This is a genomic window from Arthrobacter sp. RAF14 (assembly GCF_052114185.1).
Taxonomy (GTDB): Bacteria; Actinomycetota; Actinomycetes; order Actinomycetales; family Micrococcaceae; genus Arthrobacter_E.
This window is the reverse complement of the sequence record NZ_JBFREG010000001.1, coordinates 690,090-710,512: the sequence shown is the minus strand read 5'-3', so window position 1 is coordinate 710,512 and position 20,423 is coordinate 690,090. Positions and strand designations below refer to the sequence as shown.

Annotated in this window: 14 protein-coding genes; 6 read left to right on the top strand and 8 right to left on the bottom strand. The window is 69.2% G+C overall.

Going from position 1 to position 20,423, the window contains the following annotated elements:
- Window positions 1-170: 170 nt before the first annotated feature.
- Window positions 171-1,301 carry a YlbL family protein gene (locus AB4Y75_RS03365; RefSeq protein WP_441434469.1) on the bottom strand — a complete coding sequence of 377 codons (1,131 nt, stop codon included), beginning with the start codon at window positions 1,299-1,301 and terminating at the stop codon, window positions 171-173.
- Window positions 1,302-1,469: 168 nt separating this feature from the next.
- On the opposite strand from AB4Y75_RS03365, the gene AB4Y75_RS03360 reads away from it, so the two are divergent.
- Entirely contained in the window at window positions 1,470-2,933 is a 1,464-nt protein-coding gene (locus AB4Y75_RS03360) for a zinc-dependent metalloprotease (protein ID WP_441434468.1), read from the top strand.
- A gap of 87 nt (window positions 2,934-3,020) precedes the next feature.
- Here the strand turns inward: AB4Y75_RS03360 and AB4Y75_RS03355 are convergent, their stop codons facing one another.
- From AB4Y75_RS03355 to nudC, 3 genes are all read right to left on the bottom strand, one after another.
- Complete coding sequence (locus tag AB4Y75_RS03355) at window positions 3,021-3,584, bottom strand: M48 metallopeptidase family protein (RefSeq protein ID WP_441434467.1); 564 nt, start codon at window positions 3,582-3,584, stop codon at window positions 3,021-3,023.
- On the bottom strand, window positions 3,581-5,716 hold the full coding sequence (locus AB4Y75_RS03350) for an ATP-dependent DNA helicase UvrD2 (protein WP_441434466.1): 2,136 nt from the start codon (window positions 5,714-5,716) through the stop codon (window positions 3,581-3,583). Before AB4Y75_RS03350 ends, AB4Y75_RS03355 begins: the two co-directional genes overlap by 4 nt.
- Before the next feature lie 249 nt (window positions 5,717-5,965).
- Window positions 5,966-7,015, bottom strand: a complete 1,050-nt coding sequence (gene nudC, locus AB4Y75_RS03345; RefSeq protein WP_441434465.1) for an NAD(+) diphosphatase — start codon at window positions 7,013-7,015, stop codon at window positions 5,966-5,968.
- An 89-nt stretch (window positions 7,016-7,104) separates the two neighbouring features.
- Between nudC and AB4Y75_RS03340 the strand changes: the two genes are divergently transcribed.
- Window positions 7,105-8,568 (top strand): phosphotransferase, encoded by a 1,464-nt coding sequence (locus AB4Y75_RS03340; RefSeq protein WP_441434464.1) that lies wholly within the window; start codon window positions 7,105-7,107, stop codon window positions 8,566-8,568.
- A 188-nt stretch (window positions 8,569-8,756) separates the two neighbouring features.
- Here the strand turns inward: AB4Y75_RS03340 and AB4Y75_RS03335 are convergent, their stop codons facing one another.
- Genes AB4Y75_RS03335 through AB4Y75_RS03325 form a run of 3 tightly spaced genes read right to left on the bottom strand, consistent with a single transcriptional unit; the run spans window position 8,757 to window position 16,019 of the window.
- Window positions 8,757-12,119 (bottom strand): ATP-dependent helicase, encoded by a 3,363-nt coding sequence (locus tag AB4Y75_RS03335; RefSeq protein ID WP_441434463.1) that lies wholly within the window; start codon window positions 12,117-12,119, stop codon window positions 8,757-8,759.
- On the bottom strand, window positions 12,116-15,568 hold the full coding sequence (locus AB4Y75_RS03330; protein ID WP_441434462.1) for an ATP-dependent helicase: 3,453 nt from the start codon (window positions 15,566-15,568) through the stop codon (window positions 12,116-12,118). The genes AB4Y75_RS03335 and AB4Y75_RS03330 overlap by 4 nt, the downstream gene beginning before the upstream one ends.
- A 22-nt stretch (window positions 15,569-15,590) precedes the next feature.
- On the bottom strand, window positions 15,591-16,019 hold the full coding sequence (locus tag AB4Y75_RS03325; protein WP_441434461.1) for an MGMT family protein: 429 nt from the start codon (window positions 16,017-16,019) through the stop codon (window positions 15,591-15,593).
- A 91-nt stretch (window positions 16,020-16,110) separates the two neighbouring features.
- Between AB4Y75_RS03325 and AB4Y75_RS03320 the strand changes: the two genes are divergently transcribed.
- From AB4Y75_RS03320 to AB4Y75_RS03305, 4 genes are all read left to right on the top strand, one after another.
- Entirely contained in the window at window positions 16,111-16,842 is a 732-nt protein-coding gene (locus tag AB4Y75_RS03320; protein ID WP_441434460.1) for a 3'-5' exonuclease, read from the top strand.
- Between the two features lie 369 nt (window positions 16,843-17,211).
- Window positions 17,212-18,159, top strand: coding sequence for a substrate-binding periplasmic protein (locus AB4Y75_RS03315; RefSeq protein WP_441434459.1), 948 nt, complete (start codon window positions 17,212-17,214; stop codon window positions 18,157-18,159).
- A 91-nt stretch (window positions 18,160-18,250) separates the two neighbouring features.
- Complete coding sequence (locus AB4Y75_RS03310) at window positions 18,251-19,015, top strand: amino acid ABC transporter permease (protein ID WP_441434458.1); 765 nt, start codon at window positions 18,251-18,253, stop codon at window positions 19,013-19,015.
- A complete protein-coding gene (locus AB4Y75_RS03305) occupies window positions 19,012-19,749 on the top strand; it encodes an amino acid ABC transporter ATP-binding protein (protein WP_441434457.1) in 738 nt (245 codons plus the stop codon). The genes AB4Y75_RS03310 and AB4Y75_RS03305 overlap by 4 nt, the downstream gene beginning before the upstream one ends.
- A gap of 185 nt (window positions 19,750-19,934) precedes the next feature.
- Here AB4Y75_RS03305 and AB4Y75_RS03300 read toward each other — a convergent pair whose 3' ends face one another.
- Window positions 19,935-20,390, bottom strand: a complete 456-nt coding sequence (locus tag AB4Y75_RS03300; RefSeq protein WP_441434456.1) for an Lrp/AsnC family transcriptional regulator — start codon at window positions 20,388-20,390, stop codon at window positions 19,935-19,937.
- Window positions 20,391-20,423: the final 33 nt, after the last annotated feature.

The window sequence follows — 20,423 nt, the reverse complement described above, 5'->3', positions numbered from 1 at the left end:
TCGCTGCGGTGATGGACGGGGGACCCGTCACACCAATTCCACGAACGGATCGGCCGTGAGGTTCCCCGCCTTCAGCCTAACTCCCCCGCACCCCGGCGGCCCGGGCCGGCGACATCATTCGACGCCGGGCCGCAGGTCACGCCCTGGGCCCGCCACGCGCCGTCGGGCGCTCAGCCTGCCGAGCAGTGCGGCAGCGCGGCGAGGTCACCGCCCTTGGCGTAGGTCTCGACCGCGGTGCGGGCATCCGCGACGGTGCTCACCTTCACCACGGTCAGACCGTCCGGGATGTGCCCCACCACTTCGTCGCAGTTCGCGGACGGGGCGAGGAACAGTCCGGCCCCGGACGAACGGGCGCCGTGCATCTTCTGGGCGATCCCGCCAATGGGACCCACCTGACCGTCAGGGGTGATGGTTCCCGTGCCGGCGATGTGTTTGCCACCGGTGAGGTCACCCGGGGTCAGCGAATCGATGAGGCCCAGCGTGAACATGAGGCCCGCGCTCGGTCCGCCCACCTGGTCCAGCTGGTACTGGACCTTGAAGGGGAAGTCGAAGCTGAACTGCAGGCCGATGCCCATGAGGTACCTGCCGTCGTCGCCCTTGACGGGAGTGAGCCGGACGGTGGGCTTCTCCTGGCCCCGCTGGACCTGGACGGCCACCTCGTTGCCGTTCGACGCCGCCATCGCATCACGGACAGCGGTCATCGACGTGGAAGGACGTCCGCCGATGCTCAGCAGCACATCGCCGTTCTTCAGCTTGCCCTCCGCGGGGGAACCCTGGGTGAAACCGGCCACCGTGAGCTTCTGCTGGAACGGGATCTTCAACGCGCCCAGCGCCGCCGCGGTGGCGTTCTCCTGGGAACTGGTCATCGCGAGGGCGTTCTCCTTCTGGGACTCCTCCTTGGTGGTGCCCTTGGGGAAGATCTGGTCCTCGTCGTAGACGGCTTTGGACGGGTCCAGGAACGCCTGGATCAGCTCGAAGCCCGTGACCCGCCCGCCCGGACCGCCCGAGACGTACACGGTGGTGAGGTCGAGGTTGCCCTGCGCCGCGAAGCTCTCGTGACCGCTGACCTGGATCACCTTCTTGTTCTCCACGGACCCGATCGTGTTGTAGGTGGGACCGGGCGACTCGACCACGTACGGAAGGGGCACCAGCGAGCCGAGCGCGAGCACCACGAAGAAGAGACCCCACAGCACCGCGCCGAGAGGGAAGCGACGACGGCGTCGTCGTCCGGGCGCGCCCTCCGGCCAGGCCGGCGTCGGGTAAGGCTGCGCCGGCGGGGTCGCCGGGAACTGCTCGCTCATGGTTTCCTTCCGGATCTACGGTGCTCCTCCAAGAGTAGGCGGCGAATCTGGATGTGCCCCGCCGCCCGCCTGTGCTTTGCCCTCAGCGAAACCGCCTCCGGCACCGGCGACATGCGCCCCCGGCCGGGGGTACCGTGAACTAAAAGGCCCAGGAAAGATCGGTGGACCATGAGCAACGAGCCCAACACGAACAACCCCGGCGAGGATCCCCAGGACCAGTTCCAGGAGATGCTGCGGCGACTCATGGGAGGTGCCGCTCCGGAGGGCTTCGACGTCCAGGAATTCGCCAAGGCGAGCGGACTTCCGAACGACCCCCAGGTGCTGGCCAACATGTTCCAGCAGGTGCAGGCGATGCTGTCATCCACCTCCGATGGCCCGGTGAACTGGAAGCTGGCCCACGACACCGCCCGGAACGTCGCGGCGCAGTCCAGCGATCCGACCCCCAGCTCCGTCCAGCAGCGCGAAGTCGATCAGGTGCTGCGCCTCGCCGACATGTGGCTCAACAAGGTCACGGACTTACCCGAGCCGAACATCATCGGCAAGGCCTGGTCACGGGCCGAATGGGTCGAGGCGACCATGCCCACCTGGCGCCGCCTCACGGAACCTGTGGCCAACAGCATCGCCAAGGCCCTCACGGACGCCATGACCCAGAACCTCCCCGAGGAACTCACCATGCAGGGCCTGGGCGGCATGATGGGCGGCGCGGGCTCCATGCTCCAGAACATGGGCGGGGCCATCTTCGCCATGCAGCTGGGTCAGGCGATCGGATCGCTGTCCACCGAAGTGGTGGGGTCCACCGAGATCGGCGTGCCGCTCGCAGACCTCGAAATGTCCCTCCTCCCCGCCAACGTGGCGGCCTTCGGCGAGGGTCTGGAGATCCCGGCCGAGGACGTGCGGATCTACCTCGGTGTCCGCGAGGCCGCGCATGCCCGCCTCTTCACCTCCGTGCCGTGGCTGCGCGGCTATGTCCTGGGTGCGATCGAGGACTACGCCCGCGGGATCCACATCGACGTCTCGCGCATCCAGGACCTCGCCCAGGACGTGGACCCGTCCAATCCGGAATCCCTCCAGGCCGCTCTTCAAGAAGGCGTGTTCATGCCGGAGCGGACCCCCGCCCAGCAGGCCGCCCTCGACAAGCTGGAGACCGCTCTCGCCCTGATCGAAGGCTGGGTGGACGAAGTGACCACCGAGGCCCTCGAGGGTGTGCTGAGCACCGCACCGGCACTGCGGGAGACGGTCCGGCGGCGCCGTGCCACCGGCGGCCCCGCCGAGCATGCCTTCTCCTCTCTGGTGGGCCTGGAACTCCGTCCGCGCCGCCTCCGGGAGGCCGCCGCCCTGTGGGCTGCGCTGAAGGAGGAGCGGGGCATGGAGGGCCGCGACGCCGTGTGGAAGCACCCGGATCTGATCCCGACCACCGAGGACCTGAACGATCCTCAGGGCTTCGGAGCCCGGCGTCAGCTGGCCGAGGCGAGCGACGCCGAGGTGGACGACGCGATCGAGAAGCTGCTCTCCGGCGGCTTCGACAAGCCGGCCGACGGCTCGTCGAAGGAGCCCTCCGACAAGACCGGCGACGAGCCGGTGGACGGGTCTGATGATGGACCGGCCGGCGAAGACGGGAAGCCCGGCGCCTGAGTCGCGGCGAGGTTGTGTGCTCAGTTGTTGCGGATGATCCGCCGGATGACCCGCAACAACTGAGCACGCAACCTCACCAGGCCGTCGTCAGCCCTCCGTGAGCCCCCGGGACTGGGCGTACGCCACCCCGGAGAGGAACGCCTTCGCCTTCTCCAGATCCGGATAGGCGGCGCACAGCTTCCAGAAGTCCGGGCCGTGGCCCGCCACGAGCAGATGCGTCAGTTCGTGCACCAGGACGTAGTCGACCACCCACTCCGGCATGCCCTGCAGCTTGTCCGACAGCCTGATCGACCGGTCGGCCGGGGTGGCGGATCCCCACCGCGAATTCTGGTTGCTCACCCAGCGCACGCTGCTGGGCCGCGCCTGACCGCCCAGATACCGCTGGGACAGGATGCGGGCGCGCTCCGCCAGTTCGTCGTCGTTCCGGCCGGCCGCCTTGCCAGCGGCCTCGCGGGACTGGAGACGCTGGAGCATCTTCTGCACCCACTCGTCCTCCTGCGCGTGGGTGAAGCGGGCCGGGATGGCGACGACGACGGTCCCGCCCTCCCAGAAGGCGCTGACCGTCCGCTTGCGGCGGGCCGAGCGGCGCACCAGCACGGGCGTGCCGTCCGCCGCGAACCGTGGCTGCTCGGCCTGAGCGGCACGGCTCACTGCGCCGCCACCACCTTCAGCACCGCTTCGCCGTACTTCTCCAGTTTCCGCTGCCCCACGCCGGAGAGGACGGCGAGCGCCTCCATGGTCTCCGGCTTCTCCTCGGCGATCAGGGTGAGGGTGGCATCGGTGAAGACGACATAGGCCGGGACGTCTGCGGAGGACGCCTCCGCCTTGCGCCATTCCCGCAGCGATTCGAACAGCTTCTCGTCGACGGTCGGGGGGCAGTCGGAGCACCGGCCCACCTTCCGCTCGGGTCCCGTGGTGAGCTGCGTGCCGCACACCTTGCACTGGGTGGCCACGGCCTTGGTGCGGGTCTTGCGCAAGCGCGAGCCGGTCTCCCGCATGGTTCCCCCGTTGCCCCCCGGGCGCAGTGCGTCGAGGAAACGGGACGGCTTGCGGTGCGCCCGGCCGCCCGGGGTGCGGGCGGTGGACCAGGTGAAGCAGAGATCGGTCCGCGCACGCGTGATCCCCACGTACAGCAGGCGCCGTTCCTCATCGACCTCGGAGGGAGTCTCCGCGAACGAGATCGGCATGAGGCCCTCGCTCATGCCCACCAGGAACACCGCATCCCATTCCAGGCCCTTGGCCGAGTGGAGCGAGGCGAGGGTGACGCCCTGGACCGTGGGGGCGTGCTGAGCCGTGGAACGCTCCTGGAGCTCCGCCACGAAGTCCAGCAGGGAGAACTCGTCTCCGCGGCTGGCCGCCAGATCCTGGGCCAGATTGACCAGCGCAGCGAGGGATTCCCAGCGTTCCCGGACGGCTCCTCCGCCCACCGGGGCCTGGGCGGTGTAGCCCAGGCTCGACAGGACGTCCGCCACGGTTCCGGTCACCGCGGCGCCGCGCGTCTCGTCTGCACGGGACGCGGCGCGCAGCTGCAGGATGCCTTCGCGGACCTCGCGGCGCTGGAAGAAGCGTTCCCCGCCGCGCAGCTGGTACGGGATGTCCCGCGCCGAGAGTGCCTGCTCGAAAGCCTCCGACTGCCCGTTGGTGCGGAACAGCACCGCGATCTGCGCTGCCGGTGTCCCGGCCGCAATGAGGGTCGCGATCCGTTCGGCCACGACGGCGGACTCCGCCTCGTCGTCCGGGCATTCGATGAACAACGGTTCGGCGGCGTGCGGCCTCTGGGCCACGAGCTCCAGGGGCCTCGCCCAGACCTTGTCCGCCTCCGGACCGCCGGACGGCCGGCTGTGCAGGAGGGTGTTCGCGAGCTTCACCACTTCAGGCGTGGAACGGTAATCGCGGATCAGGCGGACGACCTCAGCTTGCGGGTAGGTCTTGGGGAAGTCGAGGAGATGCCGGGGCGTCGCACCCGTGAAGGAGTAGATGGTCTGACTGGCATCGCCCACCACGCACAGTTCTTCCCGGCCGCCGAGCCAGAGCTGGAGCAGACGTTCCTGAAGCGGGGAGACGTCCTGGTACTCGTCCACCACGAAGTGCCGGTACTGGTCGCGCACCGTCGCGGCGACCTTGGGATCCTCCTCCAGGATCCCCACGGTGATGAGCAGGACGTCCTCGAAATCGATGATGTTCCGGTCCGTCTTCACCTCCTCGTAGGCCTCGAAGAGGCGCGCGACGGCGGGAAGTTCCAGGCCGCCCGGTTCGCCACGGCCCTGGGCGCGGGCGAGGTAATTGGCCGGGGTCAGCATGGACACCTTGGCCCACTCGATCTCCGCGGCGATGTCCCGCACCGCGGCCCGGTCCACGGTCAGGCGCAGCCGACGGGCCGATTCGGCGATGAGTCCGGCCTTGTGGTCCAGGAGCTGCGGAACGGAACCGCCGATCGACTGGGGCCAGAAATACTGAAGCTGCCGGAGCGCGGCCGCGTGGAAGGTCCGGGCCTGCACCGCCGGGACGCCGAGATCCCGGAGCCTGCTGCGCATCTCCGCGGCGGCACGGGCCGTGAAGGTGACGGCGAGGAGACGCTGCGGGGTGTAGACGCCGGAGTGGACACCGTAGGCGATGCGGTGCGTGATGGCGCGCGTCTTGCCCGTGCCGGCGCCGGCCAGGACGCACAACGGCCCGGTCAGGGTGGTCGCCACCGCGCGCTGTTCTGCATCCAGGCCGCCGAGAATCCGTTCCTCGAGGCTGCTGCCGTTCTCCACGTCCAGGGTGATTTCTCCTTCAGTCACTGCGGCACACGCTGTGCCGGATCATGCGTTGTGCGGTGTCGTGCGTTGTTCGGTGTCATGCGTTGCGCCGAGCGGTGCTCCGAGCCGTGTTCCGTGGCGCGCTGTGCGCCGCGGCGGGTGGCCCGGGTTCTGTCCAGACAGATCCGGACTGGCCGATCCGGGCCGGCCTGGCCGATCCGGGTTTAGCCGACCCGGCCTCCGGCCGTTGCCTGCCGGATCGCCGAGGTCCGCCGGCGTGCTCCTGCCCGTTCAGGTCCGGAGACTCGCCGGTGGTGCCGACGGTTCCAGTATCGCGCCGCCGTACCAATGCTCGATCAGGTTCCGCGCGATCGAGAGCCGGCTCGGAATGATCACCGTACCCCCCAGGACCGACTCCTGCAGTTCCTCCCGGGTGAACCAGCGCGCATGGGTCACCTCCACGCCGTCGGGGCGGGCGTCACTGCTGCTCGTCCGGGCCGTGAATCCCAGCATGAGGGACGCCGGGAACGGCCAGGACTGCGAGCCGAGGTACTGGACCGCGTCCACCGACACCGCGACCTCCTCACCCAGCTCCCGGACGACCGCCTGTTCCAGGGACTCGCCCGGATCGACGAAACCGGCCAGGACCGAGTGACCCTTGCCGTCCGCAGGGCCGCCGCCGCCCAGCAGGATCCGGCCGTCCGGCCCAACCACGCTGACGATGATCGCAGGATCCATCCGCGGGAAGATCTCCACGTTCTCCCGGGGGCAGCGCCGCACCCAGCCGCTCTGCTCGATCTCGGTGGGCGTGCCACAGCGGGGGCAGAATCCGTGGCCCTCGTGCCAGCCCGCGATCGCCTGCGCCTCGATGAACAGCTCGGACTCGAGTGGGGAAAGCCACGCGCCACTCTCGCGGTAGCCGCGCCACACGGCTCCTGGGGGAAGCGCAGGGTGATCAGCCGCCAGGGGTTCGCTCAGCACCAGGGCGACGACGGCGGTGCCCGCCGGCAGCGAGCCGGCGCTGGACGCGGTGGCCGGGGCGTCGTCGTGCGGGGGCAGCACGCGGCCCAGGTGGATCTCCTGGATGACCCGGAGCGGTCCCAGAGCGTCGACCTCGGCAGGCGAAAGGAGGAGGAGACGCTGCGAGTCCTCGCCCGCCAGGACCGGGGTGCTGCGCCGCGCCAGGAGCAGGTACCGCGTGGCGGGGTCCTCCCGGAGCGAGGCCAGGGCTTCCGCGCCGGCCCGCTCCCCCGAGACCCGGTCCATCAGGGCCGGAGGCGTCCCGAGAACCGTCGGCGACAGCAAGCCTGCGGGAGTGGTGGAAAGCCCTGGGGAATGCATGCCTCAACCGTACCCACTGCCTTCCGGGATTGGCGACTCGCCGCCCGTGCTGGGGACAGTCGGGTGCACACCCCTCTACGGTGGAAGATGTGAAGCGCTCCCCCCTCGAACTGGCGGCCCTGGCCGCCGCCGCAGTGCCTGGACTCTCCCCCACCGCCGTCCGGGCCGATCTTGACGACCCCGCAGACTTCGACGCCGCCCTCCTCTTCGGCGAGGACGACCAGCGCTGGCGCGTCCGGTCACCTCGCCACGAAGAGGCCAGCGCACGGCTCGAAAGCGAATTCGCCATCCTCCGCGCCTTCCCGGCCGGATTGCGAGCCGAGCTTCCGTTCCGGATCCCCACCGTGCTCGGCTGCGTCCGCCGCGGTCCCCTGAGCACCTTCGTCTACACCCATGTGGCCGGACAGTCCCTCCCGCTGGATCAGCTGGAACGGTCCGGGGATGCGGCGGCGAAGGAGGTGGCCTCCGTCCTGGCCGCCATTCACGCGCTCCCGCAGGACGTGGTGGACCGGGCGGATCTCCCCCGGTACAGCGCCAACGAGTTCCGGCAGCGCCGCCTGAACGAGCTGGACCAGGCCGCCACCAGCGGAAAGATCCCCGCCGAACTCCTGCTCCGCTGGGAGCACGCGCTGGAGGACGTCACGCTCTGGCGGTTCAACTCGTCGGTGGTGCACGGCGATCTGCATGAGGACAATTTGCTGTTCGACGACGGCAAGGTCACCGCCGTGACCGGCTGGACCGATCTGCACATCGGCGATCCGGCGGACGACTTCGCGTGGCTCGTCGCCTCGCACGACACGTCCTTCGTGGACGCCGTCCTGCACCATTACCGCGATGCGCTGCCGGGCAAGGCCGGGCAGGATCCGGACCCTCATCTGCTCCGCCGTGCCGCGCTCTCCGCCGAATTCGCCCTGGCGCAGTACCTCATGAAGGGTCTGGCCAAGAACGACGCCGCCGTGATCCGCGAAGCGGAGAGCATGCTCTCCGACCTCGCCGCGGACATCCGCGCCAGCGAAGCCGCTGCCCGCGAACTCGAGGAGGCGGAGGAGGCCGCCGCCGAGGCCGACGCGGCCGAAGAGTACGAGCGCCTGGCGCAGGAGCGGGACGAGGAGGACACCGAGTCCGACCTGGCTCCCCCCACCGGACAGGGTTCCAAGGTCACCGTGACACCGATCTCCGGGGGCGACGCGGCCGCCACCCCGAAGGCCCCCGCATCCGGCCAGGGCGAGGACGACGCGTCCGCCGGGAAACCGCCGGTGCTCGCGGTGGTGCCGGACAGCGAATCCGGAGCGGACGACCCGGCCGGCGGGTCCACGACGGCGGAGGCGCCCTCGTCCGGGAACGGCGTGGCCGCCCCGGCGGCCCACGACGACGCCGACACGTCGGGGGCCGGGGCGGACTCCGGCTCCGGCTCCGACGACGCCGAGCCTGAGGCCACTGCAGCATCTTCGGCTGCCGACGGCTCCGAAAATCCTCGGCAGGACGCCGGGTCCGGCGGTTCCCAGGCCGGGGTCGAGACGACGGCCCTGCCCGTCATCAAGCACCAGAACTGAGGCGCCGGCCGGCCGCTGGCCGGTTCGGAAGGCAGCAGTTCCAGGGGTGGAGGAGTCCGTCCACCGTCCGGTCACCCGCGGAACCGGGTGCGGCAGCCCGGGAACAACGGGGTGCCGCAGTACGGCCACCGGCGGCTCGGGACACACACCTCAGCGCAGCGGCTCGGCTCGGACACAGCCACCCTCCGTCAGCCGAGAGCGTCGCTGACGATCTTCTCGAGTTCCCGTGCGTCCGCGAGGTCGTGGGGGCGGATCTCCTGCCCGTCGGCCACGTAGTAGAAGGCTGCCCGGACCGTCTCCAGGGGGACGCCGCGCAGGCGTGACCAGGCCAGCCGGTAGACGGCGAGCTGCACCGACTTCCTCGCCAGATCCTGCGCGTCCCGTGGCGCGCGCCCGGTCTTCCAGTCGATGAGGTCCCAGCCGCCGTCGTCGTCGCGGAACACGGCGTCGATCCGCCCACGCACCACCAAAGGGCCCACGGCGGTCTCCACGGGAGCCTCCAGGTATGCCGGCGTCCTCTGCGCCCAGGCCGACTGCTTGAACCGCGTGACCAGTTCGTCGAGACCCAGCGCCGTGTCGAAGGCGGCGTCCTCGCTCAACGGCTCGTCGAGGTCCAGCATTCCGGCCTGTCCGAAGAACTCCTCCACCCAGCCGTGGAACACCGTTCCCTTGCGGGCGGCCTGGCCGGGCTCCCTCGGCACGGGCCTGCGGAGCTGACGGGCGACCGCTTCGGAGTCGGTGCCCAGTTCCACCAGGGTGGAGGCGGAGATGTGGGCGGGAAGGCGGACTTCGTGGCGCCGAGGCTGCCGTTCCCGGGCGGCCAGCAGCAACTGGGCGTCCTCCAGCCAGGCCTCCCCGTGCGCAGTGCGGACAGCGACACCTCCGTTGGGCATCTCCCCGCCGAGGTCCTCCAGCGCGGCGACCACGGCGTGAGCGGATGCCTCGAGCGCCGCACGACGTCCGGGCACGAGGCTCCTGCGCCGTCCGGTCTCACCGTCCAGAGGTCCCTCCAGAGGATCGTAGGGCCACGGCGACCGGCGGGTTTGGGCGGTCAGCGGATTCGACTCCGGGATGTCCTCCTCCCCCACGCTGAACCCGTGGAACTGTACCTCCGGATACTCCTCATCCTCGGCCAGCGGCAGCAGTTCCGTGAGGAAGTCCGACATGGGCCGGAGTGCCCCGGCCGTGGCGTAGGCATGGCTCGACACCCAGAGCAGGTCCTTGGCGCGCGTGTACGCCACGTAGGCGAGTCGCCGTTCCTCACGGACCGCGTGCTCCTTCGCCTCCTCGGCGAACAGCTTGGCGCTGCGGGTCCATTCGGCCTGGCCCGCCTCCGTGGTGTCCCACAGCGGGAGACTGGCATGATCGCCACGCAGGGGCCAGGGCAGGGTGTCGATCTCGACGTCCCAATGGGCCGCCCGTTCCGAAGGGAAGTCCTTGGTGTTCAGCCCGGGCACGAAGACCGCGTCCCATTCCAGCCCCTTGGACGCATGCACGGTCAGGATCTGCACGGCTTCGGGATCCGGTTCGGGGGGTGCCGCCGCGAGGCCGTTCTCCTCCCGTGCGGCAGCCTCCAGCCAGGACAGGAAGGCCAGCAGGTCCACTCGTTCATTGCTCCGGTTGAACTGCAGCACCTGGTCCGTGAAGGCTTCAAGGTTCCGGCGTGCGGAATGCAGGCTGCGCCCGGCACGCGCCTCCACCTCGATGTCGAGGAGCATGGCGCGCTCGACTTCGGCGATCAGGTCCACGAGTTCGTGGCCGAGGTGGCCACGGAGCCGGCGGAGCTCCTCGGACAGCCGTTCCAGGCGCTGCCTCCCGAGCGGGCTCAGGACCCGTCCCGCGGGCGACACCCACCCCGGCTTCGGCAGGTGGTCGAGTCCCTCGATCAGGCTGGAGTCGTCCACGGGGTCCGGGGTCCGGGCACTATCCTCGTCCGGTTCCTCCGCGTCCTCGCGGATCCGGGCCGACCGCCGTCGTGCCAGCTGGGACGACCACTCCTGCAACGTCATGAGGTCGGCGGGGCCGATCCTCCAGCGGGCGCCCGCCATCAGGCGCATCAGCTTGTCCGACCGACCCGGATCCGCCAGGACGTGCAGCGCGGCCGTGAGGTCCATGATCTCGGGCGTCTCCAGCAGACCACCCAGTCCGATGACCTCGTACGGGACACCTCGCTGTTCCAGTGCTTCCTGAACAGGGAGCATCTGGGAACGCTTCCGGCACAGCACCGCCATCGTCCGGGCGGGCCGCCCGGGGCCGCGCAGCGCGAGCACGTCGTCGGCGAGCGCCGCGGCCTCGGTGTACTGGTCCGGGAAACGGGCCAGGACGACGGCGCCCGCGGGGGCGCCCGGGCGTGGCCTGAGCTCCGGAACGCTCGCAGTCCCGGAGACGGACGACAGCGGTCCGGCCACACGGTTGGCCACCTCGAGGATCCGCTCACCGTTGCGCCACGCCGTGGTGAGGTAAGCCGTCCCGGACGGCTCCAGACCGCCGTCGGGCGTCCGCCGGGGGAAGGCCTCGGTGAAGCGGAAGAGCTGGCCCGCGGAGGCACCGCGGAACCCGTAGATCGACTGATTCGGATCGCCCACCGCGGTGACCGCGTGCCCATCACCGAACAGCTCGGAGAACAGCACCATCTGCGCGTGGGAGGTGTCCTGGAACTCGTCCAGGATCACCACCTTGCTCCGGTCCCGCTCGAGCTGACGTGCCTGCGGGACATCCTGGGCGATCGTCGCGGCCAGGGCGACCAGATCACCGTAATCCAGCAGTCCCCGCTGCCGTTTCACCTCGGCGTAGCGGCCGACCATCCGGGCCAGGGCGACCCTGGTGCGGAACTTCGTCTGGAGGGTCCTGGCAGCGGAGTCGGCAGCCCGGCCTGTGACCTTGGGAGGAAGCGCCTCATAATGCGACAGCAGGTCCGCAACCCATTCCTCCACGCTGACCCTGCCCGGCGAACCGGCCAGGGCGCCGGCGACCGCCGGCCTGAGGTGCTCGGCGCATTCACCGGCGAGCTTCAGCACTCCGCCGACCAGGCTCGACTTCGCGGCCTCGACGGATTCCATGGGGCCGTCATAACTCTCCACGACCTGGCTGGCGAGCTGCCAGGCCTGAGCGGGACCCATGAGGGTGACGTCGCGCTCGATGCCCAGGCGGAGACCGAAGTCCGACACGAGGGAGTTGGCGTACGAGTGATACGTCGAGACCCGGGGCTCATGAAGTTCGTCCACGGCGAGTTCCACGGGAGCGATGCCGAGCCGCTGGTTGACCTGGGCGAATTGCTGCAGGGCTTTGCGGACACGGTGCGCGAGTTCGCCGGCCGCCTTGCGCGTGAAGGTCACCCCGAGAACCTCCTCGGGGCTGACCAGACCATTCGCCACCAGCCAGACCACCCGGTCCGTCATGGTGGCGGTCTTGCCCGACCCCGCGCCCGCGATCACCAGCAGAGGTTCGAGAGGGGCCGAGATGATGCGGGACTGCTCCTCGGTGGGGGTGTTGCCTCCGAGGAGAGCGGCCAGTTCCTCCGGCGAGATGATCGCCGCGGTGGTTTCCGTCATTCCGTGACCTGCCTTCCCGAATGGCACAGCGGACAGACTTCGGGCGTCTTACAGCCTCCGAAGGGCGTTCCCGCTGATTCATGCCGTGCTTCGAACGCGTGCCCGGCCATCGCGATGGCGGCCTGATGGACCAGGTCCATCGCCCAGCCGTCGTCCGGGCCGAGTGCCGGCTGCTGCTGTTCAGTGAATCCCTTGGTGGTGTCTCCAAGCTGCACCAGGGCGGCTCCGCCGCTCCGCGAGATGCGGGGAATCTCCGGGACCGTGGCGGTGGGGACGACAGGGCCCGGAGTGGACTCCTGGTCCTGGGACGCCGCGTCCTGGGATTCGCCGCCCGGGAACGCCCCCTCGTTGATGGCGGCCTGATAGGTGCCGAGCTGGGCGTGCTGGATGATGTCCTCCTTCCGCGGCTTGGATTTCCCGGTCTTCAGGTCCACGATGTAGGCGGCACCCTGGGAGTCCACCTCCAAACGGTCGATCTGACCCTTGATCCTGGTGTGCAGATTCCTGATCGCGGTCTCGCCGTCCGCCACGAATTCCAGCGGTTCGGCGAGGTCCACGGTGAAGTCGATCTCGACCGCGGCGAGCGACCGCCCGGCGCTCTTCAGCGAAGCCACGTAGCCGGCCAGTTTGAAGAGCATCAGGTCGGCCCGGCGACGGAGGGCATCGTTCTCCCAGCCTTCCGGCAGGCCCAGTTCCGGCCAGCGGCGGTCCAGCAGTTCGCGGTACTCGTCGAGAGTGGCTTCCGGCAGCTCCGCCGCGATGGCGTGGATGAGGGTTCCCAGGCTTCTGGCGAAGTCCGTGTGCGCCTCTCCCCCGGCCGCGGGGACGAACCATTCGAGCGGCGACTTGCTCGCCTTCTCCACCTTGGATGGCGAGACCACCACCGTCCCTCCGTCCGGGACCAGATCGTCCTCCGTGCTGGAAGGAGACAGGCCCCACCACTGTGCCGGGTGGGCGCCGGGCACCTCGTGGCCGGCGAGGAGGCCGAGCACCCGGGCGGCGTCCTCCGCGACGGCGGCGCCGGCGTCGTCCGCCACAAGCCGACGCGCGCCGTCGTCCTGCGCTTCGGTCACCACGGCGGAGTGGTGTTCCTCCGCCGTGCGCCGCAGTTCGGCCACGAGGGAGCGCAGGTCGAGGGACCGGATCGCCTGGGTCCCCACCTCGTCCGAGGCACCCGGAACCGCCAGTTCCAGGAAGGCCGAGGACCGGGACTCCTCATCCTCGACGGCGGTCAGCACCAGGCGCTCGGACGCTCTGCTGAGTGCCGCGACGAAGGTCCGCAACTCGTCGGTGCGGATGGCCCGGAGCCGCTCACCGGGGCCCTGCTGCAGTGCGACCACGGGACCGTGCTCCATGGCGTCCGCGAGGAGGGTGTTGCCCAGGAGTTCTCCCCGCAACCGGGTGTTGGGCCAGGTGCCTTCCTGAAGCCCGGCGATGAACACCACAGGCCACTCGCGGCCTGCCGCTCCGGCCGGGGTCAGCACCTCGACGGCCTCCTCCACGGGAGGACGGGCGGTGAGGGTGTCCATGGGGAGTTCCTGAGCGGTCAGATAGTCGTAGAACTGGGCAGCGCCGGATCCGGGGAACTGGGTGGCGAAACGCTCGGCGCTTTCGAACAGGGCCATCACGGCGTCCAGGTCACGGTCCGCCCGGGCACCGGCCGTGCCGGATTCCAGCGCGGTCTCCGCCCAGGGGTCGGAGAGACGTGACGCTTTCCAGATGGCCCACAGCACGGTTTCACCGTTGGCGGCCTGCTCCTGGGCGGCTTTCCGGCCCTCCGCGAGCATGCGGGCGATCCTCAGGGCGTGGCGCGCCACGATCCCGAGCGTTTCCAGCCATCCCGGATCCCCCAGAGCTTCCACCAGCAGGTCGTCGCTGCCCCGGGTCCCTCCGGCGATCAGCTCTTCATGCCGGAGCCTCTGACGCAGCCGCCGCACGTCCAGGCTGGACGCGCCGCCCACCCGGGACGAGAGGAGTTCGACGGCGCGTTCCGGGTCCAGCTCCAGCTGGTCCAGGACCACACCCAGGACATCCAGCAGAGGCCGGACCGCCGGCTCGTCCCGAACCGCCGTCTCTCCGAGGGAGACCCGCACGGGGATTCCCTGCGCCAGGAGGAAGCGCTGCACGCGGGAGACCTCCGCACCGTTGCGCACCACCACGGCGAGGTCTTCGAGGCTCCTCTTCCCCTTGAGATGTTCGGACGTGATCTCCGAGGCCAGGAAGCGCAGCTCGTGTCCGCTGCCACGGAACACCGCCGCCGTCACCGGGGGCTTCACCCCGGGGTGCGCCTCGCCCGCCGGGCCGCCCGTGTCCCGTTCATCAGGGTTTTCCGCGTCATCGGGGTTCTCCGCGGCCGGTTCCAGGTTTCTGGCCCACGTGGCATCCGCTCCACGCGGAACCCGCGCCGCGGCACGGTGGTACACCTCAGCGAGGGACGGGGTCAGGCGGTGCGATGTGGTCAACTCCAGATTCAGGACGCCCCTCCCCTCGGCGCCGAGTTCCTCGGCCACCCGGGACACCAGGTCCGGACGGGCGCCACGGAAACCCTGCACCGCGGTGTCCGGGCAGACCGTCGCGATGACGTCCTTCCCCTGCGCCAGGTCGAGGAAGAACTCGTACACCGAGCGGTTGGACTCGTGCAGATCATCCACCAGGATCAGCTGCAGCCGGTCACGTTCGGCGGCCAGGAATTCCGGCGATCCCGCGAAGACGGACCGGGCGGCCGAGATGATCCCGGCGGGATCGAAGGCTCCGGCGTTACGCAGGTCCATGACGTCCCGGTACTCGCGGTAGAAGCGGGCGGCGGCCAGCCATTCGGGACGCCCCACCTCGCCGGCGAGCGCTTCCAGATCTTCCGCGCCGCCGTCGTGCTCGATCAGGCGGTCGAAGAGTTCACGCACCTCCTGCCGGAAGCCGCGGGTGGGAAGAGCGGCTTCCAGGTCACGGGGCCAGTCGCTTCCCGAGCCGGGGACGTTCCGCGCACCGTCCAGGAGTTCCTTGATGACCTGGTCCTGCTCGGGGCCGGACAGCAGCCGGGGCGGGCCGTCCAGCGGCATCACACCCTCGGCGTGGGCGCGGCGGATCACATCGAAAGCGTAGGCGGCCCAGCTCCGGGCCGGGGCGGTGCCGAGGCTCCTGCCGAGCCGGGAGGTCAGGGCGTCCCGCAGCCGGGTGGCGGCCACACGGCTCGGGGCCAGCACCAGGACGCGTTCCGGATCCACACCGCCCGCGTCCACCCGCTGTACGGCAGCCTCCACCAGGGCGGTCGACTTGCCTGTTCCGGGCGCACCCCACAGGATGACCGGCCCGCTGCCCTGGGGGAGTTCCACCACGGCTTCCTGGTCAGGGCTCAGCCGCGGCCGGACCCCCGCCACCCGCAGAGGAGGCAGGAGAGTGGGCCGTGCGCCCCGGCCGCGTGGGGCCTGCCGTACCGATGTCTCTTCCGTCACGCAAACCATTCCATCACGGAGCTCAGACATTCATTCCGGGGGCGGTTGCAGGTGGTCGATCGCCGTTCCCGGGTTCCGGTTCCCGTAGGGAATCCGCCAGGGCGTCCATCGCCAGGAAGTCCTCCTCCCGGGGCGCCCAGCGTGCCGAGGGGAAGTCCACCTTCCACCGGCCTTTCCCCGTCCGCTCGAAGTCCGCGACCCGGCCCCGGAGCGGGGTCCCCTCCTCCCGGTATCTGCGGAAGGCCTCCAGTTCATGACCGCTCGGAGCCTCACCACTGGCCCGGAGCACCCGCCACCAGCACAGTCCCTCGGAGTGCCTGGCCATGATCGCTCCGATCTGCCGTGGGCCTCCCTGCCCGAGCAGATCGGAGATGTCACTGTAGGCCACCGCGGTGCCCGGGGGCACCATGGCGACGATGCTCCTGACCGCGTCGATGTATTCCTGCCGCATGCCCCTAAGCGTAGGTGAGTGTGCCCCGCGGGCCGCGGCGGGAGAACCGCATGTGGAAAAACCTGTCAGCCGCTCCGGGTAGCGTTGAGGCATGAGCAGCGCACAGCGGAATGAGAGCATCTGGAACGCGGGTCCCCGTGCCGCCTTCGACGTGGAGACCACCGGAAAGAACTCCCGCGCCGCCCGGATCGTCACCGCCTCGCTGATCGTGGTCGACGCGCAGGGCGAAGTCCTCCAGGAGCACGAATGGCTGGCGGACCCCGGCGTCGAGATCCCCGCCGAAGCCGCTGAGGTGCACGGCATCACGACCGCGAAGGCGCGCGCCGAGGGGCGGCCGGCCGCCGCCGTCGTGCTGGAGCTGCGGAACACCATCCAGGACCTGTTCGACGCCGGCACTCCCGTCATGGCGTTCAACGCCAATTACGACTTCACCGTCCTCGCCGCGGAATGCGCACGCCACGGCATCCCGCAGGTGACGCGCTTCCCGGTGCTGGACCCCTTCATCATCAACAAGCAGGTGGACCGGTACCGCAAGGGCACCAGGACGCTCGGCGCCCTGTGTGAGGAGTACGGCGTCCGCCTGGACAACGCCCACACCTCCGCCGCGGACGCCCTGGCAACGGTGCGGCTGCTGGATGCGATGGCCAAGAAGTTCCCCAAGATCGTCATGCCCACCGCTTCTCTGCACAAGCTGCATATCGAGTGGGCCGCAGCTCAGGCCGCCGACTTCCAGCAGTACCTCCGCAGGACCAAACCCACCGCCGTGATCGAGGGCGAGTGGCCCGTCCTGCCTCCCGAGGAGCCGGAACGCGGCGGCTTCTGACCCCAGGCTCTCCCGATGGAGCCGTTCTGGGCGAGGAATTCCACCCTCCTGAGATCAAGGTCACACGGCCCTGTGATATGCCCGGCAGCTCAGAGCTTCTGAGATCAGGCTCTCAGGCCGCCACTTCCCAGCCATTCTTCAGGTTGGATTGCAGAATATTCGGCTAAATCAAGTCAACTCCGAATGTTACGCATTCATGAAGCCGCGAATGCCGCCGTGCCATACTTAAATTCATTCTTCGGCCCGCGCCGGGTGCCAGCACCAGCCTCCTTCGCGCGGGCCGTTTCGACGACCGGAACCCCCGGAGTCCAGGCGGAAGACCGCTCAGTGGACATGCCGGGTCAGGCCACGAGAGAAAGCACCACACCCTTGAAACTGACCGGAAAAATTCTGAAGACGGGCGCCATCGCCGCGGTCCTCTCCCTTTCCCTCGCCGCCTGCGGCGGGACCTCGGGCCCGGCCAGCGGCGGTGCCTCCACGGACGCCCTCGCGGGCGCCCAGACGCCGGACAAGTACACGACCGCCGACGTCACCCCGCTCGACAAGATCGAGAAGGACAAGCTCGGTCTCCTCACCCCCGGTGTCCTGAAGGTCGGCACGCTGTCCGACGCGCCGCCGAGCATCTACATCGACAAGTCCGGCAACTTCACCGGCTTCGACAACGAGCTGCTGAAGGCCATGGCAGCCAAGCTGGACCTGAAGGTGGAGTTCGCTTCCACCCAGTTCCAGAGCCTGCTGGCCCAGGTCAAGAACAAGCAGTTCGACGTCGGGTCCTCCTCGATCTCCACCACGGACGCCCGCCGCGAAACGGTCTCCTTCACCAACGGTTACGACTTCGGCTTCATGGCTCTCGTCTCCAAGACGGACAGCAAGGTCAAGGCGATCTCCGAGCTCAAGGACGGCGTCCGCGTGGGCGTGGTCCAGGGCACCGTGCAGGACGACCTGGTCACCAACCAGCTCAAGCTGGATCCGGTCCGTTTCAAGGATTACAACACCGCGTACGCGAACGTGAAGAGCGGTCAGATCGATGCCTGGCTGGCCCCGTCCCAGCAGGCCGAAGGCCAGATCAAGGAAGGTGACGGCACCAAGATCCAGGAGAAGAAGGTCGCCACTCAGAACTTCTCCGCCTACGCCGTGGCCAAGGACAATCAGCCGCTCACCGATGCGCTGAACTCCGCACTGGACGCCGTGATCGCCGACGGCACCTGGACCAAGCTGGTCAAGCAGTGGTTCCCGGAACGCAAGAACGACGCCGAGCGCATGCCGGACGGTTGGAAGCCGGGCAGCAAGGCCGTCAAGGTCCCCGCCGACAAGTAACGGCTGGCCGCTGGTCACGTCGCTGAACACCGCCTCTCAAGCCTGGACCCTTCGGGGTCCGGGCTTGAGCGGCTGATACCTAAGGAGTCATATGGACGCCTGGAGCCGCCTTGCGGACACCTTCCTGAACTGGAAATACATTGCCGAAGTCGTGCCGACGATGTTGTCGTATGGCCTGCTCAACACGCTGGTCCTGGCCGTCTGCTCGGCGGCGATCGGCATGGTCCTCGGCATCGTGCTGGCGTTGATGGGCATCTCCCGCAACCCGGTGCCGCGCTGGATCGCCCGCATCTACACCGACATCTTCCGGGGACTCCCCGCGGTGCTGGTCATCCTGGTGATCGGCCTGGGCTTCGGCCCGATCTTCAAGGATCTGACGGGCCTCTCCAGCCCGTACCCTCTGGCGATCATCGCGCTCGGCCTGATGGCCGCCGCCTACACCGGTGAGATCTTCCGCTCCGGCATCCAGAGCGTGGACAAGGGACAGCTGGAGGCGGCGCGCGCGCTCGGCTTCGGCTACGGCCCGTCCATGCGCTCGATCGTGGTGCCGCAGGGCATCCGCCGCGTGCTGCCGGCCCTGATGAACCAGTTCATCGCGCTCATCAAGGACTCCTCCCTCGTGTTCACCCTGGGCCTGATGACCCGAGAACGCGAGCTGTTCCAGATCGGGCAGGACTTCGCCTCCAACAACGGCAACCTCTCCACCCTGGTCGCCGCCGCCATCTTCTATCTGGTGCTGACCATCCCCCTGACGCACCTGGTCAACCACCTCGACAACCGCCTGCGCACCGGCAAGGCCCAGAAGGCCGAGCCGGATGAAGCCGCCGCCGTCATCGGGAAGGGATCCCACGCATGAGCCAGTTCGAATCCGGTTCCCTGACAGGCAAGAACCTCCACCTCGCCTTCGGCAGCAACAAGGTGCTCCGCGGCATCGACCTCCATGTCGAGAAGGGCACGGCCGCCTCGGTCATCGGCCCTTCCGGCTCGGGCAAGTCGACGCTGCTGCGCGTCATGAACCGCCTGATCGAGCCCGACCAGGGTGACATCCTGCTGGACGGCCGCTCGGTGCTCAAGGACAGTCCCGACGAGCTGCGCCGCCGCATCGGCATGGTCTTCCAGCAGTTCAACCTCTTCCCCCACAAGACCGTGGGCGAAAACGTGGCCTTCGCGCTGCGCCGTCTGCGCAAGCTGTCCCGCGATGAGGCCTGGACCGAAGCCCTGGCACAGCTCGACAAGGTCGGGCTGAAGCACAAGGCCGAGGTTCGTCCCGCGACCCTGTCCGGCGGTCAGCAGCAGCGCGTGGCCATCGCCCGTGCCCTGGCCATGCAGCCCGAAGTCATGTTCTTCGACGAGGCCACCTCGGCCCTCGACCCGGAACTCGTCAAGGGCGTCCTGGCGCTCATGACGGACCTGGCGAAGGAGGGCATGACCATGGTGGTGGTGACCCACGAGATGGGCTTCTCCCGCAATGTCTCCAACCAGGTGGTGTTCATGGACGGTGGCGTGGTGGTGGAGAACGGTTCGCCGGACCAGCTCTTCACCGACCCCCAGACCGATCGCCTGAAGACGTTCCTCTCGGACGTCCTCTAGACACGGCCCCCTTCGCGAGGGAACAGATGAGGCCCCCACCCACGCCGGGTGGGGGCCTCATCTGTTCCCTCGCGCGCTGTGGGGCACGACGGCGGTGAGGCGCGACGACGGCGGCGAGCGTCGCGCGCCGGGGAGCCGCCGCCGTCGTCGTGCCGGAGAGCACGACCCGGACGGCGGCCGGAAGCTCACAGCGGCAGGACGCCAGCGCCCTTCAGGTCCCGCATGACGATCGTGGAGCTGAGCTTGGCGACACCGGGCAGGGCGGCCAGGTGCGTGTCGTAGAGGGCCTGGAACCCGGCCAGATCCGTGGCCACGCATTTCAGCAGATAGTCCGGGTCTCCGAAAAGCCGGTACGCCTCGACGATCTGCTCCTCCGCCACGACGGCGTCCTCGAAGGCCCGGATGGTCTCCTGGGACGTCTCCCTCAGCGTGACGAACACCAGCGCGCCGAACCCGAGGCCGACGCTCTGCAGGTCCACGTCCGCGCGGTAGCCGCGGATCACGCCGTCGGCTTCCAGATCCTTCAGCCGGCGATGACATGGCGCCACCGTCAGGCCGACCTCCGCGGCGAGTGCCGTGGCGGTCATCCTGCCGTCCTTCTGGAGGCTGCGCAAAATACTTCTGTCAATGGCGTCGATCACGAGAAGAATCTATCGCGATCTCCGCGATTCCGC

Coding starts and splice junctions, on each gene's coding strand:
- AB4Y75_RS03365 (WP_441434469.1), bottom strand. CDS start 1,301: ATGAGCGAGCAGTTCCCGGCGACCCCGCCGGCGCAGCCTTACCCGACG.
- AB4Y75_RS03360 (WP_441434468.1), top strand. CDS start 1,470: ATGAGCAACGAGCCCAACACGAACAACCCCGGCGAGGATCCCCAGGAC.
- nudC (WP_441434465.1), bottom strand. CDS start 7,015: ATGCATTCCCCAGGGCTTTCCACCACTCCCGCAGGCTTGCTGTCGCCG.
- AB4Y75_RS03335 (WP_441434463.1), bottom strand. CDS start 12,119: ATGACGGAAACCACCGCGGCGATCATCTCGCCGGAGGAACTGGCCGCT.
- AB4Y75_RS03325 (WP_441434461.1), bottom strand. CDS start 16,019: ATGCGGCAGGAATACATCGACGCGGTCAGGAGCATCGTCGCCATGGTG.
- AB4Y75_RS03320 (WP_441434460.1), top strand. CDS start 16,111: ATGAGCAGCGCACAGCGGAATGAGAGCATCTGGAACGCGGGTCCCCGT.
- AB4Y75_RS03310 (WP_441434458.1), top strand. CDS start 18,251: ATGGACGCCTGGAGCCGCCTTGCGGACACCTTCCTGAACTGGAAATAC.
- AB4Y75_RS03305 (WP_441434457.1), top strand. CDS start 19,012: ATGAGCCAGTTCGAATCCGGTTCCCTGACAGGCAAGAACCTCCACCTC.